The 16573-nt window shown below is 67.9% G+C and carries 9 protein-coding genes; 3 read left to right on the top strand and 6 right to left on the bottom strand.

Annotation, left to right across the window (positions count from 1 at the left end; all coding sequences use genetic code 11):
• Positions 1-41 precede the first annotated feature (41 nt).
• The 6 genes from DB354_RS07745 to DB354_RS07770 form a co-directional block, all read right to left on the bottom strand.
• Positions 42-983 carry a ring-cleaving dioxygenase gene (locus DB354_RS07745; protein ID WP_233256583.1) on the bottom strand — a complete coding sequence of 314 codons (942 nt, stop codon included), beginning with the start codon at positions 981-983 and terminating at the stop codon, positions 42-44.
• 98 nt (positions 984-1081) lie between these two features.
• The gene (locus tag DB354_RS07750; protein WP_107834876.1) at positions 1082-3496 is read right to left on the bottom strand and encodes an ADOP family duplicated permease; all 2415 of its coding nucleotides are present in this window, start codon (positions 3494-3496) and stop codon (positions 1082-1084) included.
• A 200-nt stretch (positions 3497-3696) separates the two neighbouring features.
• Positions 3697-4917, bottom strand: a complete 1221-nt coding sequence (locus DB354_RS07755; RefSeq protein ID WP_107834877.1) for a hypothetical protein — start codon at positions 4915-4917, stop codon at positions 3697-3699.
• Complete coding sequence (locus DB354_RS07760; protein ID WP_107834878.1) at positions 4914-6131, bottom strand: hypothetical protein; 1218 nt, start codon at positions 6129-6131, stop codon at positions 4914-4916. Before DB354_RS07760 ends, DB354_RS07755 begins: the two co-directional genes overlap by 4 nt.
• Before the next feature lie 224 nt (positions 6132-6355).
• A complete protein-coding gene (locus tag DB354_RS07765) occupies positions 6356-8350 on the bottom strand; it encodes an NPCBM/NEW2 domain-containing protein (RefSeq protein WP_107834879.1) in 1995 nt (664 codons plus the stop codon).
• Between the two features lie 126 nt (positions 8351-8476).
• The gene (locus tag DB354_RS07770) at positions 8477-11839 is read right to left on the bottom strand and encodes a TonB-dependent receptor plug domain-containing protein (protein ID WP_107834880.1); all 3363 of its coding nucleotides are present in this window, start codon (positions 11837-11839) and stop codon (positions 8477-8479) included.
• A gap of 336 nt (positions 11840-12175) precedes the next feature.
• Here DB354_RS07770 and DB354_RS07775 point away from each other — a divergent pair, with 336 nt between their 5' ends.
• The 3 genes from DB354_RS07775 to DB354_RS07785 all read left to right on the top strand — a co-directional run bounded on the left by DB354_RS07775 (position 12176) and on the right by DB354_RS07785 (position 16519).
• Positions 12176-13321, top strand: coding sequence for an aminoglycoside phosphotransferase family protein (locus tag DB354_RS07775; RefSeq protein ID WP_107834881.1), 1146 nt, complete (start codon positions 12176-12178; stop codon positions 13319-13321).
• Between the two features lie 98 nt (positions 13322-13419).
• Positions 13420-15249 carry an enterotoxin gene (locus DB354_RS07780; RefSeq protein ID WP_107834882.1) on the top strand — a complete coding sequence of 610 codons (1830 nt, stop codon included), beginning with the start codon at positions 13420-13422 and terminating at the stop codon, positions 15247-15249.
• 169 nt (positions 15250-15418) lie between these two features.
• The gene (locus DB354_RS07785; RefSeq protein WP_233256584.1) at positions 15419-16519 is read left to right on the top strand and encodes a substrate-binding domain-containing protein; all 1101 of its coding nucleotides are present in this window, start codon (positions 15419-15421) and stop codon (positions 16517-16519) included.
• The last annotated feature ends 54 nt before the right edge of the window (positions 16520-16573 follow it).

The raw sequence follows: 16573 nt of genomic DNA on the forward strand, positions 1-16573 counted from the left end.
CCGCGCCCCTCTTCGTCATTCTGACGCCCTGACCGCCTGGGTCAGGGCGTCAGCACGACGGGCGGCAGTGCCCGCTCGATTTCGGCCCGCGCGGCTTCGTACTGCGGCGGCAACTTGAGCGCCGTCCCCAGCGCCTCCGGCGCCTCGTCGATCGCGAACCCTGGCACGTCGGTCGCGATCTCAAACAGGATGCCGCCGGCTTCACGGTAGTACACCGACCGGAAATACGAACGGTCCATGACCGGCGACACCCGGAACCCGGCCTCGCGCAGACGCTCCTGCATGGCCTGCTCGGCGGCATCGTCGGCCACGCGAAAGGCAATGTGATGGATCGTCCCCGCGCCGCCCATCGCCCGCGCCTCGGCGGTCTGCCTGATCACATCGACGAACTGGCCGGAACGCGCCTCCGCCACCGCGAAGCGCGCCCGGTCTCCCTCCCGCCGCAGCAGCCGGTAGCCCATCAACGCCGTCAGCAATTGCTCCGTGGGCGCCGGGTCAGCGACGGTCAGCTCCACCGTGTGCATCCCGCGCACCGCGTGCTCGACCGGCACATTCGTTCCCGCCCAGCCCAGGCGGGCGTCGTCCGCCAAGGCCACCAACTCCACCGGAATGCCGTCGGGGTCCCGAAAGGCCAACACCTCCTCCCCGAACCGGATCGCTCGTTCCGCCGTGATGCCGGCGGCGGTGAGCCGCGCCCGCCAGAAATCAAGCGACGCCGGTGGCACCGACAGGCTGATGCGCGTGATCTGCCCGCCGCCGACGCGGCCACGCCGCGCCTCCGGCCAGGAGAAGAACGTCAGGATCGAACCCGGCGATCCGGCCGCATCACCGTAATAGAGGTGGTAGGCCGACGGATCGTCGAAATTGACCGTTCGCTTCACGAGCCGAAGTCCCAGCACGCCGACATAGAAATCGACGTTGGCCTGCGGATCGGTCGCGATCGCGGTGAGGTGGTGGAGACCGGAGATGGAAGTGGGAGCCACAGTTTGCATGCCCCACTCTACCCGCACGGCCACAGCCTGTGAACTGCCCCTTCCGCCACGCCGCCATGCGCTGCCCGCATAGCCGCACGGCGGGAGACTCACTCCGCCCGCAGCACGGTGAGCGGATCCAGCCGCGTGGCCCGGCGCGCCGGCAGCAGCGACGCTGCCGCGCAGGCCGCCGCCAGGAGGGTCGATGCCCCGACGTAGGCCAGGGGATCAAGCGCTGTCACCCCGAACAGCATGTGCCGGAGGGCCATTCCCGCCGCCGCGGCCAGCGCGAGCCCGCCGACCAGCCCAGGCCACGTCAATCGCCACGCATCCTGCAACACCAGAATCCGAATGCCGCGCGCCGTCGCCCCCAGCATCAGCCTCAGACCGAATTCCGGTCGCCGGCCGGCGACCGCAAACGCGAGCACCGCGTACACTCCGGCCAGGCAAAGCATCACCGCGAGAGCGGCGAAGATCGCCACCAAGGTGAGCCCAAAACGGGTTTGCCACGCGCCGGCCGCGTAGACGCTCGCCGCCGTGCGGTGAAGGTACGGCACCGCATGAAAATCGATTGCCGCCACCGTGCGATGGATCGTCTCCGGCGCGACCAGCCGCCCCTGCCGTCCCCGCACGAACACGGCGGCATCCGCCGGCGCCGCAAACGCGAGCGGCAGATAGAACGTGTCGATCACCCGGGGCTGCGCGCCATGGCTCAGCCAGTCGCTCACCACGCCCACGACCTCCCACCACGCGTTCCCGTACGGCTCCAGTTGCACCCGCTTCCCCAGCGGATCGGTCCCGGGCCAGTACTTCTCCGCCAGGCTGCGGCTTATCACGACCACGCGGCGCGTGTCGGTACGGTCGTCGGCTCCCAGCCACCGGCCCGCCAGTTGTTTCAGCCCGCTCGCCTGTAGCATCTCGGGCGAGACCGCCCGCGCCAGCGCCCGCTTCGTGGACTGCGCGACCACCGTCGTGTCCCCTTCCACCAGGAAACCCGCATAGGAGCCAGGCACCACGGGAAATGAGTAGTCGCTGACCGCCGCCGACGCGACCTCCGGCAGGGCCTGCAACGCCGTGACCACCCGCTCGTAGTAGCGCGTGCGCGCCTCCCGGCTCTCGTAGCCCGTCCCACGCAACCCGATCCGCAATGTCGCCAGCGACGCGGCATCGATGCCACGATCAACCTGCTGCAGCGCCTGAAAGCTCCGCACGAGCAAACCCGCGGTCACGAGCAGCGCCAGGGCCAGCGCCACCTGCACGCCCACCAGCACGCGCGTCGCCGCGCCGGCGCTGAGCGAGCCGATCTGCCGGCCGCCATCGCGGAGTGCCGCCTCGAGGTTGAGCCGCCGCACCTGCCAAAGCGGCACCAGACTGAAGGCGGCCGCCACGACGAGGGCGAGTCCGAGCGCCGACCACACGACCACGGCGCCCACGGAGGGTGGCGGCAGACGGCGGAGCGCACTCTCCACCGGCAGGAGCAGAGAGGTGAGCGGCGCCACCCACGCCGCCAGCAACAGGCCCGCGACCGCGCCGGCAAGGGTCACCCAGAGTGACTCCAAAAAACACTGGCGAAACAGTTGCCACGGGCTGACCCCCAGCGCGAGGCGCACGGCAAACTCGCGCCGACGGCGAATGCCCTGCGTTACCAAGAGGCAGCCCACGTTGACGCATGCCACCACGAGCACCAGCGCCACCGCCGCCTGCAGGAGCAGGAGGTGCCAGCGAAACCCGCCCACCAGCACTTCTCGCAGGGAGAACGCGAAGAATCCGCGTTCACCGTTCGTAGCGGGAAAATCGCGCGCCAGCGTGCGCCCGAATGCGACCAGTTCAGCGTTGAGCGCGGAAAGCGATACGCCCGGGGCGAGTTCACCGAAGACGAAATGGCGGGGGACGTTCCGCTCGGCGCGATTGAAGTCCCGCGGCAGCAGCGCCAGCCACGCCTGTTGCCCATTGCCCACGATCGGTAGCGCCAGCTCGGATGGCGCGACGCCCACCACCCGATAGAGCGTCTGGTCCAGGTCGACGTTGCGGCCGACGATCCCGGCGTCACCGCCAAACCGCCGCTGCCACAGCTCGTGGCTCAGCACCAGCGCGCGCTGGCCATCCTGTTCGGCGTTGCCCGGATGGATCACGTCGCCGCGCGCGGCCCGCACCCCGAGCAGCGGGAAGAAGTCAGGGGTGACGCGCTGGACAAAGATCGATTCGAGCGCGTCCCCCGTCCGCAGCGTGACCGACTCGTTGCGCACGGTCGCAACGCGCGAGAGCGTGCGGGTGTGCTCCGTGAGATCGGCGGCATTGGCGAAGCTCACGCGCGACCCGACGAGCGGTCCGGTCTGGAGCGGATACTCGCCGATCACGACCAGGCGCGAGGCGTCGCCATACGGCAGCGGGCGCAGCAGATAGCTTTCGATGAGCCCGAGCACGAGGAACGTGGCCGCAAACGCGACCGCCAGGGTGGCAACAATGCCGAGCGTCGGCAGCGGACGCCGCACAAGGACGAGGAGGCTGTGGCGTAGGTTCAGCATGAACGCGGGGGCTGCCCGCCCTTCGCAGACGTCGTGCCAGCGTCGGACACAAAACGTTAGTGCCCGTGGTCAAGAAGCTTACGTTCGATCCAGCCAGCCTCGGACGTTGCCACGGCCGCTGAATTCGGGACCATTCCTTCCCGGGAATGGGAAGATTCGACCGTCGTGACCGCACGTAGGTAGAGCCCCAATACGCCGCGTCATCGCTTCTCCAAATCGAGCAGCCAGTCGCCCTTCAGGTCGCGGTACGCCGACAGCCCGCGGTCACCGAGCTTTGCGCCGAGCCGCGTCGCGGCCTCCTTGGCCAGGCCTGACAATTGTTGCGCGCGCTCGGACGCCGTCAGCTGGGGATTCGCGCGGATGGACTGCGCACGCTGCGTGATGTCGTCCCGGATCGAGTTAATGTGGCCGATCGTCGAGAGCGGCAGTTCAAGCCGGCCCATCAGCCGGCTGAGTTTGTCGCCTGCACTCTGCTGGGCCTGGACATAGTCCGCGTAGCGCTCCGATCCCAGCGCCGCTTCCACTTGGGACGTCAACTGCGTCTCCGCGGCCCGGCGCGCCAACCACGGCGCCATCCCGCCAGCCGAGAGTTGCCGCTCGATGGGCTCATAAAGATCGAACAGTGCCTGATACTCTGCCTCCGTCGGCTGAAAGAGCGCGAGCCGGGTGCGCAGCGCCACCGCCGTCGGGCTACTCCGGAGCGCGTACTCGCGGTACTCCTCGGGCGACAGCGCCGCCCGAAGCGCCGCGTCCTGCTCGGCCTTGATCTGCGCGTAGGCCTGCCCCTGAGCGACCATCACTTGCGTGTTGGCCTGCCCCTCCGCGGACAGCGCCAGCACGCGGTCCTCAAACGCCGCCTCGATATCTTCCGCACGCTGCAGTTTCTCCAGCGGCAGGTTGCCATATCGTTCACGCGCTCGGTCCGCCGCATCGGCGTCCTCCGCCAACGGCACACGCACCAGTCTCTCCAACTTCCGCCAAAGTGGCGCGAATTCGCGGGACGCCGCGTTCGCCTTCTCCTCCGCCTCTCGGTCCTGCGGCCCAAACGCCAGCGACCGCCAGTAGGGCGGGTCCTTTGCCGGGCTCAGCACCGACTTCAGTCGCTGCTGCCGGCGAGTCATTAGGACCGTCCGCGCAATTTCCTGAACCTCGCGGGCCGGGAAGCCCGCGGCCCGCAGTCGCGCGACGAGCGTATCCAGATCTTCCGATTCGATCTGCGTCCAAAGGAGCGGTGCCGACGTCGACGTCTGCGCTGCCGCCGCCGATGGCGTCCGCCGAGCGCCGATCTCCGACGTCGTGGCGCCCGCCGTTCTCAAACCGGTTACTTCGGTGTCGGATCCGGCGGCTCCGTGCCAAAGCGCGAAGCCCAGGGCCACGTTCCCCGCCAGGGTGGCGGCAAGGAGGAGATTTGTGCGCTTCATCGCCCGCCTCCCTTCGTCGCGCCCTGTTCCAGCTTCGGCAGCCAGTAGGGCCCGAACATCGCCTCGTAGCGCTCCAGCCCGTCGGCCCCGAGTTGCGCCGCGAGCTTCATTCTCGCCGCGGCCGCCAACGCCGAGAGCCGGGCGGCGCGCTCCTCGGCGGGCAAGTTCTGGTCCTGCTGCACGAGATCGGCCTGCTTCATAGTCTCCACCTTCACCTGCACGACGCCAAAGGCGGAGTCGCCGCTCAACCCCAACTGCTTCACGAGACTCACCACGCCGCCGTACGAGCCGTCGGTCACCACTTCATAGCGGGCGTACCGCTCACTCCCAAGCGCCTGGGCAATCTGCGCGCGCAACTCCGGGGTCGCCGCGCGGCGCCGCGCTTCCTGCTCGGCGCTCGTGTCGCCGGATCCAAACCGCGCATCGAAGGCGAGCTGCAGCTTCACCAGCGCCCGGTACTCCGCTTCGGTGGGTTCAAAATTCTGCAACCGCGACCGCGTCGTGGTGGCCGATGGGCTCGAGCGCAGATCGTACTCCGCCAGTTCCTCCGCGCTGAGCACCTTGGCCATGTCCGCCCGCTCCTGCTGGTCGAGGTACGCCTGCATCCGCCGGTCCTCCGCGAGCATGACGCCTTTCGCCCGGTCCCACACCTGGGCTCGCAGCTCGCGATAATCGTTCTGAATCGCCCGCAGCGCCTCGCCCTTCTCCGGCGGGAGATACCCGTAGTTCTGTCTTTGGAAGGCGCTCTCATACCACGTCCTCACCGCACCCGCACCCTCGTCACCCACGAGCGCCCGCAGCTGCTCGGCCTGCTCGCGGTTGATTCGCCTCAGTTCCGCCCGGCCTTCGGCGTCCAGGCTCGAGAAGCTCCCGGAGTACGCCGGGCCGCGCCAGTAGGGCACCGGCGCCTTCGTGCGCAGCGCGCGCTTCTGCTCGGCGTAACGCGTCGCAATCCGCGCCGACGCCAGCGCGCGAACCACCGCCGGCGGAAATCCCTGCTCCCGCAATCGCGCCACGAACGTGCGGTCGTCCGCGTCCGCCAGTCTGCCCCACACCTCCTTGCTCAACATGAGAGGCACGGACTCCGGTGCGCGCGTCGGTTCCGGCGCGACAGGGATTGCCGGAGCCGCGGCGGGGCGGCGGCTCAGCCACGCCGCGCCGAGCGCGCCGTTGGCGATCAGGGAAAGAGCGATCAGGGTGACTCGAACGTTCATGGGGTCGCAGCGGCATGGGGCCAGGTGCCGCCGCGAACGCGCAGTCTCTGCCCACGGTCCCGCTCAGAAAAGGTCAAAACCGCCCGCGATCACACCAGGAACGCAGTACCGCAGTCGGTGACTGGCCACGGCCGGCAGCGGCTCCGTTCCGCCCCCGCACCACTCGTCCACGAAGCACCCGTCGTTCTACTCGGGGTGCCGGCCGCGGGGCCACCGTGTCGCGCTCACCGCGCCGTCGGCCAGACGCGGATCAGGATTACGCCGTGCCGCGGTACGGACGCCACGAAGCCGCCGTCGGAGGCGGGCAGGTCCAGCTGCCGCCAAACATCGCGGACCCGAGCGGGCGGCTCCAGCCCGAGCTCCGCCCAGCGGAAGGAAACCTCCTGCGGGGCCGCCGCGAGATTGAACAAACCGATCGCCCGTGAGCCGTCGGCGAGTTCCTTCACCCATACCTGCTTCCGGCCGTTCACGAGCGTCTGCGCCGCCTGCCGGCCAAGTTCGTCCTGGTTGATCTCGAGCACTTCGTCGTTGGTCAGAAGGCTCAGCGTGAACGCGTCGAGGTCGTCCAGCGGACAACCGATCAGGATGGGCGCCGCCAACAGCGACCAGAGGCTCACCTGCGTGTACTGCTCGTCGGGCGTCAATCGCGTCGGCTGCATCACCGGTCCCCAGGGGCGGCCGTTCTTGCCGACGACGAGCGTATCCGGATCGTTCCAATGTCCCGGCCGGGCGAACTCGCGCCATTTGTCCTGCGTAAACCCGATGCTCTTGATGCTCACCCAGGTGTCGCGGATGTCGCCCGTGGTGCGCCACGCGTTCGCCAGGCGCGAGAGCGGCGCGGCGTTTCGAAAGGGGGCGGCGTTGGATAGACTGTAAACGATGTCGCGTCCCGACGCCCGGAGCGCCTTCGCCATCCGCTCCGTCTCGGGGACTTCGTTCCAGCGCCAGTCGTACTTCAGGTAATCGAAGCCCCACTCCGCCCACTGCTTCGCGTCGACCTCCACGAACGAATACGCCCCCAGGCCCAGCGGCTTCACGTTGTTGCCGCTGTAGTCGAAGGCCCCGGTCCACTTCGTCCACGTGCCCTCCGGGTTGTCCGCCGATCCGCCGGCGTAGTTGGCGTAGGACGTAATCCAGGGTGTCGAGTAGATGCCCGCCTTCAGCCCGAGCGCGTGAATGTCGGCGCAGAGCTGCTTCATGTCGGGAAACTTCTGGTTCGGTTGCAGCGCGTGCGTCGGCGGCCGGCGTTCGCCCTGCCAGGTGTCATCAATATTCACATACACCCAGCCGTGCTGCGCCAGACCGGTGGTCACCATCGCCCGCGCCGAGGCGAGCACCTTCTCCTGGTCCACCTCGGCCTCCCAGCAGGTCCAGCTGTTCCAACCGAGCGGCGGAGTCAGCGCGATTTCTTCCCCTACTTCGATGCGCAGCGGCTTCCGGTCTGTCCCGCGCGCGTTGGTCGCGATCAGCGCCACGCGATGCGTCCCGGCCTTCGGCACCACGCCGCGAATCTGCCCGGTGTCGCCATCGAGCGTTAGCCCGGCGGGCAACCCCTCGGCGGCGAAACGCATCGGGCGCTCGCCCGTCGCCGCGATCGTGAAGAGGAACGGGTGCCCCGGGCGCACGCCAAACACGCGCGCGCCGTTGATCCGCGGGGTCGACGACGCCGGGGGCGTTAGGATGTAGGCGTCCTCCTTGCGGCCGGGCACCGGCGCGGCCTTGGGCGCCTCTCCCGTGTAGGCGACACTCGCCTCGACCCAGTTGACCGGCGCCTGGTGAATCCCGTTGCCCGCATCTTCCGCGACGAGCGTCACGATGCGCTTACCCGCAATCTCAAGCTCGATCGTCTCGGCGAGCTGACCGGCGACCAGCCGGCGGCTCCAGACCGACTCGCCATCCGCGAGCACTTCGCAGGTCACGACGGCGTCCCCCAACGCGATGTCGTCGAGGCCGACCTTGGCCACCAGGCGCTGGCCGCCGTTCACCAGGAAGGCCACCGAGGTGTCCGTCTGCACGCCCAGGCCGGTCGCGAACGCCCGGCCCGCGATCCGCAGCGGCTGCCCGCGAACGTTCCGGTTCACCTTCGGGCGCAGGTCATCGGCGTCCGCCTTGGCGCCATCGATCAGTTTCTCCAGCGGGACGGTTTCGGCCACGGCCCAGGAGGTCAGAAGCAGACAGCCAGACGCCGCCAGGACGGAGAGCAGACGGGGGAGGTTCATATGCGGGAGAAGCCAAGCCGACACCAAGGCGCCACGTAGCGCAACGGGTGCCACCGGCCCGGCACGGCGGCCAGCGCGCCTTTGCCGGAACGGGAGCCCGACGCGCGGCCGGGCTCCCGCATGAGATCAGAACGAGAACGTCGACATCACCTGCCACGTCCGACGTTCGCCGATACGGTAGGCGACATTCTCGTGCGTGTTCAGGTCCCCGATCACGACCGGGTTGGCCCGGACCGGGATCAGCAGGTTGTTGTCGAGGAGGTTGCGGACATTGAGCTGGATCTTCCAACCCACGCGGTTCCGGAAGATCCGCCGCTCGTAGCCGAGCCAGGCGTCGAACGCGATCTCGTCGGGCCCCATGAAGGGATGGTTCACGTCGGTCACGAGCCCGAGCTTCGGGTCCTGAATGACCGGGTACCCGATCATGACCTTGTCCTGCCAGCGCGCGGCGCCGCCGATGGACCAACCCTTGAGGCGGGCGTAACTGAACTTGTAGTTCGTCATCAGGTTCGCGCGCCACTTGCGCAGCTCAGCGACCGGACCGCCGGTGGAGAGAATCGCCGTGTTGAGCGGATTGATGATCTGCGCCTCCACGAGGGTCTGGCCGGTCCAGACGTTGTTGTTCAGCGGCGCGGACCAGATCGCCGGCTTCGTCCACTCCTTCATGCGCTCGGCGACGAGGGCGGAGACGGTCGCATCGGTCGCACCCTGCACCGCCTCCTGCTTGGCCGCGTTGAACATGATGCGCCAGTTGCGCGTCGGGTTGTACACGCCTTCGATCTCGAGGCCCTTCGACACCATGCTGGTGATGGCCGTGGTCGTCGTACTCGGAGCGGTGTAGGTGGGATTCGTGTACGTTGTACCGTCCGCCGTGAGCCCGCCGTACACCCAGCCCCAGGCCTTGAAGTAGCGGTCGGACAGCGCCGGCAGGCGCGTATCCAGCGGCCCCACATAGCCGGCGGCATTGAGCGTCGCCTGCGGCACCCACGTGTAGATGAAGTCCTCGATGTAGGCGACCTTGTTGACCAGGCCCGCGACGCGGCGGTCATTGATGTTGTCCTGCTTCGTCTCGTAGTGCGTGACGCGCACGCTGAACTTCTCGTCGAGCGCACTCAGCCGGACGGCGTACTCCTTGGTGGTACCCTCCTGCGGCCCAAGCGGGTCGCCGAGGATGTTCATGCGGTACCCCGTCACCTGAAAGTTCGCGGAGTCGTTGTAGTAGAAGGACACGTTCGGCCGGCCCGGGAGCGAACGCAGGTAGCGCGCGGGCACATGCAGCGCCAGACCGTAGCTGAAAGTGCTCTTCTCGGCTGCCCCCTTTGGGTTTACGGGCGCGCGGGAGGTGTTGACGGCGCCGGTCACCGGGTTCTGCGTCGCCGGCCAGGAGCCCTCGAAGCCTTCCATCTTGTCATGCCGCCAGCCTGCCGTGGAAACGAGCGTGCTGTCCCACCAGTTGGCCTGCCAGACGCCCGCGTAGGTCTCGGCGTTGTTCGCGGTCACGCGGGAATCCCGGGCCAGGTGTGCGTAGTCCGGATACTGGTAGATCTTCGTCGGGACCTGCACCCACTTCTTGTTGTTGCTCGCCTCGCGACCGACCGTCCACGGCGAGAACTCGTCGGGATACTGCGTCTCCACCTGCACGCCGGAGATATGCGCGCCCTTGGCGCTGGCGGCGTTGGCAAGCGAGGGTCCGAGATACACCACGGTCGTGATGGTGCGGTCGGCCCAGCCGGTCCCGCCGTTGCCGCCGCGCCAGCCCATCGCGGCCATGGCGGCATCGCCGCTCATCAGCTTGGCCTCGTTCTTGTGGTCGGTGTAGAGGCCGGTGACGGTCTGCGTGCCAAGGAGCCGGCCGAGGAAGCCGGGACGCTTGCTGAAATCGTGCTTCAGGAACGCGGTGGCGCGGGCCGTCTCATACTTGGCGTGGTCGTAGTTGAACGTGCCCTTGGACGCGATGAACGGCCGGCCGAAGTTGGGGTTGGTGCGGCCGTCGGGCGTGACCAGCTGGGGATCGATGAAGATGTTGTTGGCGCGCCACCACATGAACTTCCGGAGGGTGGACTGCTCCGCCTCCTGGTAGTCGTACACGAGCTCGATGCCGGCATTGCCGTCCAGGAACAGCTGCTCGATGGCGGCGTTGGCGGTGTTGAACTGGGACTTCGTCGAGCTGTTCGGGCCGTCGATCAGCTGCGTGCGATAGTCGAAGATGGAGCGATCGAGGATCTGCCGGCTCATCATGAACGGCGCGAGCGGGTTTAGGTAGATGCTCTGCGCGACCTCGCGGCTGCTCTTCGGCGCCGAGTAGTACTGGGCGATGGTCGAAGTGGACCAGGACGGGAAGCCGTCGACCGGCGTGTACGCGTTGGGACCGGGATAGATCAGGCCCGTGTTGGCCTCCCACTGCGCGGCCATCCCGGAGACATTGTTGCGCGCCATCCAGTCTTTGTACGCCGCGTCGTTGTTGGCGGTGGTGACCTTGGCGGGTTTGCCGAAGTCCCACCACGTTGTGAGGCTGTCGACCGGCGGATCAGTGCGCGGCAGGCGCTGTTCCACCTGCCCGGACTCGCCATTGATGCGGATCGTCGTGGAGCGGAATGGACGGAAGGTCGCCGCACCATACGTGCGCCGCTGGTCGCGGAAGGTGAACTCCTGCTCGTAATAGCGCCGCTCGTTCATCCCGATCAGCCGCACCGCGAGCTTCCCCTTGAGGAGGACACGATCGATATCCAGCGAGGCGCGGTAGGAGCCATAGCTGCCGAAGCGCGCCTGCGCCGTGCCGCGATTTTTGAAGGAAGGTGTGCTGAGGCTGTTCTCGATGATGCCGGCGGGACTGCCGAAGCCGAAGAGGATCGCGTTGGCACCGCGGTTGATGGTCACGCTCTGCGTGTTGTAGGCGTCCATCGGGATGTACGGGCTCGAGAAGAAATTCCGCGTCAGGTCCGCCGCGGCCAGGCCGCGCACGCGGTTGTTGCCGCCGGAATCCCGTGCGGTCGGGCCGGTCGTGATGGCCTCGCGCACCGTCTCGCCCTCCATCGCGTACTGGCCGGTGGTCATGTTGGAGAAGTTGCCCGCCACGCCGGCAACTTCGGTGCCGGTCGTATAAACCAGCAGGTTGTCGAGGTTGGTCGCGGCGAGATCGTCGAGGAGATCCTTCGTCACGACGCTGACCGATGCGGCGATGTCCTTTAGCGGCGTGCGCAGACGTGTGCCGGCAAGCGAATCCGTCGCGGCATAGCCGGTGTCGCGCTCGCTCGAGACGACGAACGGGCTCAGGACAATGGATTCGTCGCTGGACGCACTTGCCGCCGTCGGCGTCGGCGTCTGCGCCCACAGCACCGGCGCGTGGAGCAACGCGGCTGCGAGCAGCGCGCCGCCCCACGGCCAGGGACGGCGCGTGGAGCAGGCTGATGGAACGAGGTGCGACTGGGCGTCGCACCGATGCTTCGCGGCACAAAGCCGGCGTGCAGGCGGGATAATTCCTGAGCTCATAGCGGGGCGGATGGGTTCGGCCGAACCACGAGATGGGGTCGCGTTTCAGCTGATTGCGTAACGTTTCGTCCGTCATTACAGGCCAAGTCGACAGGCAGCTGTCAATGATTTCCTCTCTGTTCGCGGAAACGTAACGCTGCCGCTATCGCTGGCCGTACGCCGCAACGGGCTCTCAACAGGACGGGAATCCACTGCGACTTCACGCAACCGGGAACGCACGATGCAGCATTGGTGAAACACGTAATTTTTTGTTGCACCAAAACGCGATCCCGGGCTGCATTCATTCACCCGCGGCCCCGCCGAGACCCCTTCGGCGCCGTCCCGCCCTCCCCGAACATGTCCTCAACCGCCGTGCCCTTAAACCCTCCGGATCTCGCTGCCCTCGCGAAAATCTTCGCGACGGACGGCTCTTACGTTGCCGGTGCGCCGCATGGCACGGGTCATATCAACGACACGTTCGCCCTCACCATGGCCCAAGGTGACCGGCGCATCCGCTACATCCTGCAGCGAATCAATCACCGGATCTTCAAGGACGTCCCGGCGTTGATGGAGAATGTTGAACGCGTCACCGCTCATGCGCGCCAGCGGCTCGAGCGCAGTGGCATCACGGACACCGATCGCCGCGTCCTTCGCGTCATCCCCACCCGCGCTGGTCGCGCGTACCACGAGGATGCGGCCGGCGGGTTCTGGCGCTGCTACGCCTTCATCGAGGGCGCGCGGACGCATGACCTGATCGAGACCCCCAGGCAGGCCTACGAAGCGGCCCGGGCCTTCGGCGAGTTTCAGAGCCTGCTCGTCGACCTTCCCGGCGGGCGGCTCCACGAGACCATCCCCGCCTTCCACGACACGCGCCGGCGCTTCGACACCTTTCGCCGGATCCTGCAAGAGGACCCGCGGCAACGCGCCGTCACCGCCGCCGCCGAGATCGAATTCGTGCTCTCCCGCGAGCCGATGGTGGACGTCCTCCTGAACCTGCAGCGTCGCGGCGCGATTCCCGAGCGCATCACCCACAACGACACGAAGCTGAACAACGTGATGCTCGACGACGTCACCCAGGAGGGAGTGTGCGTCATCGACCTCGACACCGTCATGCCCGGCTTGGCGCTCTACGATTTCGGCGACATGGTCCGCTCCGCCACCAACGCCGCCGCCGAGGACGAACGCGATCTCGCGAAGGTCACCATGCGCATGCCGATCTACGAGGCGCTCGTCGCCGGTTATCTCTCCTCGGCCGGAAAGTTCCTCACGGACGCCGAGCGCGCCCACCTCGCCTTCTCCGGCAAGCTCATCACCTTCGAGATCGGCCTGCGCTTCCTCACCGACCACCTCGAGGGCGACGTGTACTTCAAGATTCACCGCCCCGGCCATAATCTCGACCGCGCCCGCAACCAGTTCGCCCTGGTCCGGAGCATCGAGGCGCAGGAAGCGGCCATGAACGCCGTCGCCGAGCGCACGCCGGGCGCGGCATCGCGGACTTCCTGATACGCCGTCCGCGCGTCGTCAGCCCCCTCACCTTCTCCACCCGATCTGCGTCGCCCGCCGTATCCCCATCGCGCCGGCGCGCCCCCCTCTGTCTGCCTATGCCCCTCGCCAAATCGCTCCTCCTCTACGTCCTCACCTCGGTCGCCATCCTCGCCGCGTCGGCGGCTGAATCGGCGGCTGCATTCCACCTCGACGCCAAGGCGTTCTCCCTCGGCTTCGCCGACGGCCGCGTCGTGCGGTCCGCCGACCTGCGCGCGACCGCCTCCGGCTCCGCCTCCGCCCAGCGGTATGTCTCGGCCGACGGCGCGTTCTCCATCGCCGTGGCGACGACGACCGTCGACACCCCGGCCGTCACCTACACCCGCACCCGCCTCACCCTCACCAATACCGGCACGGCCGATCTGCCCCTCACGCAAGTGGTCATGGTGGACACGGCGGCGGCGGCCGACGTGAAAGCGGCGGGCGACGTCAATGGTTCGCCGCTGGTGGCCGGACGAACTTTCTTTGGCGTCGAGCACCCGTTGGCGCGAAACACTGTCAACGGCGGCAAGGTGCAATGCCTCCTCCCGGTCATGCAACCGCTCCGGGCCGGCGAAACCCTGGTTGCCTCCTTCGTATTCGGCACGGCGCCGGACGCATCCCAGCTGCGGCGGGCGTTTCTCGCCTACATCGAGCGCGAGCGGCCGCGCCCCTACGCCCCGTTCCTGCATCACAACACGTGGTACAATCTCGGATACGGCAACACGTTCTCCGAGGCCCAGGAGCTCGCGCTCATCGCCACCGTGGGCCGTGAGCTCGTGGCGCAACGCGGGGTCAAGCTGGACGGCTTCGTGCTCGACGACGGCTGGGATGACACGCACTCGCTGTGGCGCTTTCACGCCGGCTGGCCCAACGGCCTGAAGGCGATGGCGGCCGCGACCGCCCGCTTCGGCGCCTCACCCGGCATCTGGCTGTCGCCGTGGGGCGGCTACCAGGAGGCCAAGGCGGCGCGCATCGCCGCGGCCGCCCCCGAGGGCTTCGAGATCCGGGACGGCAGCTTCTCGCTCGCCGGCCCCCGCTACTACGAGCGTTTTCGCGAACTCTGCGCCGCGGTCGTGCGGGACAACGGCGTCGCGTACTTCAAGTTCGATGGCATCGGCCCCAAGAAGACGGGAATGATTGATCCGGCGGCCGGGCGAGACTTCGACGCCATGCTGCGGCTCGTCGCCGAGTTGCGCGGCCTGAAGCCCGGGTTGTACGTGAGCCAGACGACCGGCACCTGGGCCTCGCCTTTCTGGCTGCTGCACGTCGACAACATCTGGCGCGGCGGCCGCGACCACAGCTTTGCGGGCGTCGGCACCGACCGGCAGCAGTGGCTCACCTACCGCGATGCAGAGACGTTCAAGAACGTCGTCCAGCGGGGCCCCTTGTTCCCGCTCAACTCCGTGATGAACCACGGCGTCATCTACGCGAAACTCGCCAAGAAACTCGGCACCGCCGAGGGCAGCGACTTCCGCGACGAGGTGCGCTCCTACTTCGGTTGCGGCACGCAGCTCCAGGAGCTCTACCTCTCTCCCGAACTCCTCAGCACGCGCGACTGGGACGACATTGCCGCCGCGGCCAAATGGGCGCGCCGGCAGGCGACCATCCTGCGCGACACCCACTGGATCGGCGGCGATCCCGCGCGCCTGGAGCCCTACGGCTGGGCCGCGTGGTCACCCGATGCGGCCGTGATCACCCTCCGCAACCCGGCGGCGCAACCGGCCGAGTTTCTCCTCGATGCCCAGATCGCCTTTGAGCTTCCCCGCGGTGCCCGCAGCCGCTTCCACGTGATCAGCCCCTACGCCGACGCGCCGGCGCCCATCACCGAGCTCCACGCGGGCAAACCCGCCCGAATCTCCCTGCGCCCCTTCGAGGTCCTCGTCCTCGAAGCCACGCCTGAACGATAGGAGCGCATCTGCACCGTCGCACGCGTCACGCCGGCGTGGCGCGACGCGTGGCTCCGACGAGAATTCGCTTGAAAGCGAGAGACGTGTCCGCCGAGGTTGAGCGCCTCACCGCGTCTCGCGCGGCGCGTAAATGACTCCCGGTTCAGAACATAACGAATCCGCCTCCGCCGTGGACAAGCCCGGCAGCGCGGGTGAGTTCCCCTCGGGCCGCGGTAGCGCGGAGTTGGAGAAGGCGTTGCGCCAGATTGCCACCGCCAAGAGCTGGAACGCCGCCGAGCCGCTGCCAACGACGCGCGAGATGGGCGAGCATTTCGGCATCTCGAACGCCACCGCCTGCCGCCTGCTGATCCGCCTCAGCGACGAGGGCGTCATCTGGCGGCGCGACAACGGCCGCTACTACCTGAACGACAGCCGCCGGCTCGTCGAACTGCACAAGCCCTACGCCTGCCTCCTGCGCCGCCTCCAGAACTGGAGTCGCGTGTACCAGGCGGTCATGGGTGGATTCAGCCAGGCCTTCGGACGCGATCCCACCTCGATGCTGTTCGTGCACAACGAGACGCTCGTGCGGCACGCGGACACCGCCCATCCGCCCGTGCACGCCACGGCCGCCGAGCAGCGGAGCTCACTCGCCGAGTTCTTCCAGATTCATCGCAGCGGGTTCCGCGGCATTCTCCTGGACGAAGTCTGGGACGACCGCGTGCTCGCGGAGTACGCCACCGAGCTGACGAACGCGGTGATCGTCTGCCGCCCCACGTCAATCGCCGGCCTCTCGAGCGTCTCAGCCGACTTCGAAGCGGGCGCCCTGCTCGCGATCGGTCATCTGTATGCCCGCGGGTTCGACGAGATCTGGATCGCCGTCCCCTACGCGGACTCCGTCGCAATCGAAAACCTGCGTGATGCCGCGACGCGGGCCGCCACGATGCTCGGCGCGGGCATCGCCGAACAGAATGTGTGCCCGGTGGCGTCGCCCGACGACCGCGAGCGTTTCATCGCCCGACTCAAATCCGCCCGGCGCCGCATCGGCGTGTTCTGTCTCGAGGACAACATCGCGCTCATCCTGCGGCAGGCCATCACCGCAGCCGGCATCGAATGCCCCGCCAACGTCGGTCTGCTCTCCGGCATGGGCACCGACCTGGTGACCGAACGACGCATCTCGTCGCTCCGCATCGATTATGAGGCGATCGGCCGCACCGCCGGCGAGATCATCACTTCCGGCCGCGTCCAGCAAATCACCCTCCGCCCGCTACTCGTCCCGGGCGAGACGACCTGACGCTGAGCGGGCAGCGGGATGCCGCATCGCTCAGGATCAGGCCGGCACCCCGGC

The sequence above is a fragment of the Opitutus sp. ER46 genome (genome assembly GCF_003054705.1).
Lineage (GTDB): Bacteria > Verrucomicrobiota > Verrucomicrobiia > Opitutales > Opitutaceae > ER46.

Bases quoted from the DNA above. Each gene is read 5' to 3' on its own strand.
- DB354_RS07750 (WP_107834876.1), bottom strand. From the start codon at position 3,496: ATGCTGAACCTACGCCACAGCCTCCTCGTCCTTGTGCGGCGTCCGCTG.
- DB354_RS07755 (WP_107834877.1), bottom strand. From the start codon at position 4,917: ATGAAGCGCACAAATCTCCTCCTTGCCGCCACCCTGGCGGGGAACGTG.
- DB354_RS07760 (WP_107834878.1), bottom strand. From the start codon at position 6,131: ATGAACGTTCGAGTCACCCTGATCGCTCTTTCCCTGATCGCCAACGGC.
- DB354_RS07765 (WP_107834879.1), bottom strand. From the start codon at position 8,350: ATGAACCTCCCCCGTCTGCTCTCCGTCCTGGCGGCGTCTGGCTGTCTG.
- DB354_RS07770 (WP_107834880.1), bottom strand. From the start codon at position 11,839: ATGAGCTCAGGAATTATCCCGCCTGCACGCCGGCTTTGTGCCGCGAAG.
- DB354_RS07775 (WP_107834881.1), top strand. From the start codon at position 12,176: ATGTCCTCAACCGCCGTGCCCTTAAACCCTCCGGATCTCGCTGCCCTC.
- DB354_RS07780 (WP_107834882.1), top strand. From the start codon at position 13,420: ATGCCCCTCGCCAAATCGCTCCTCCTCTACGTCCTCACCTCGGTCGCC.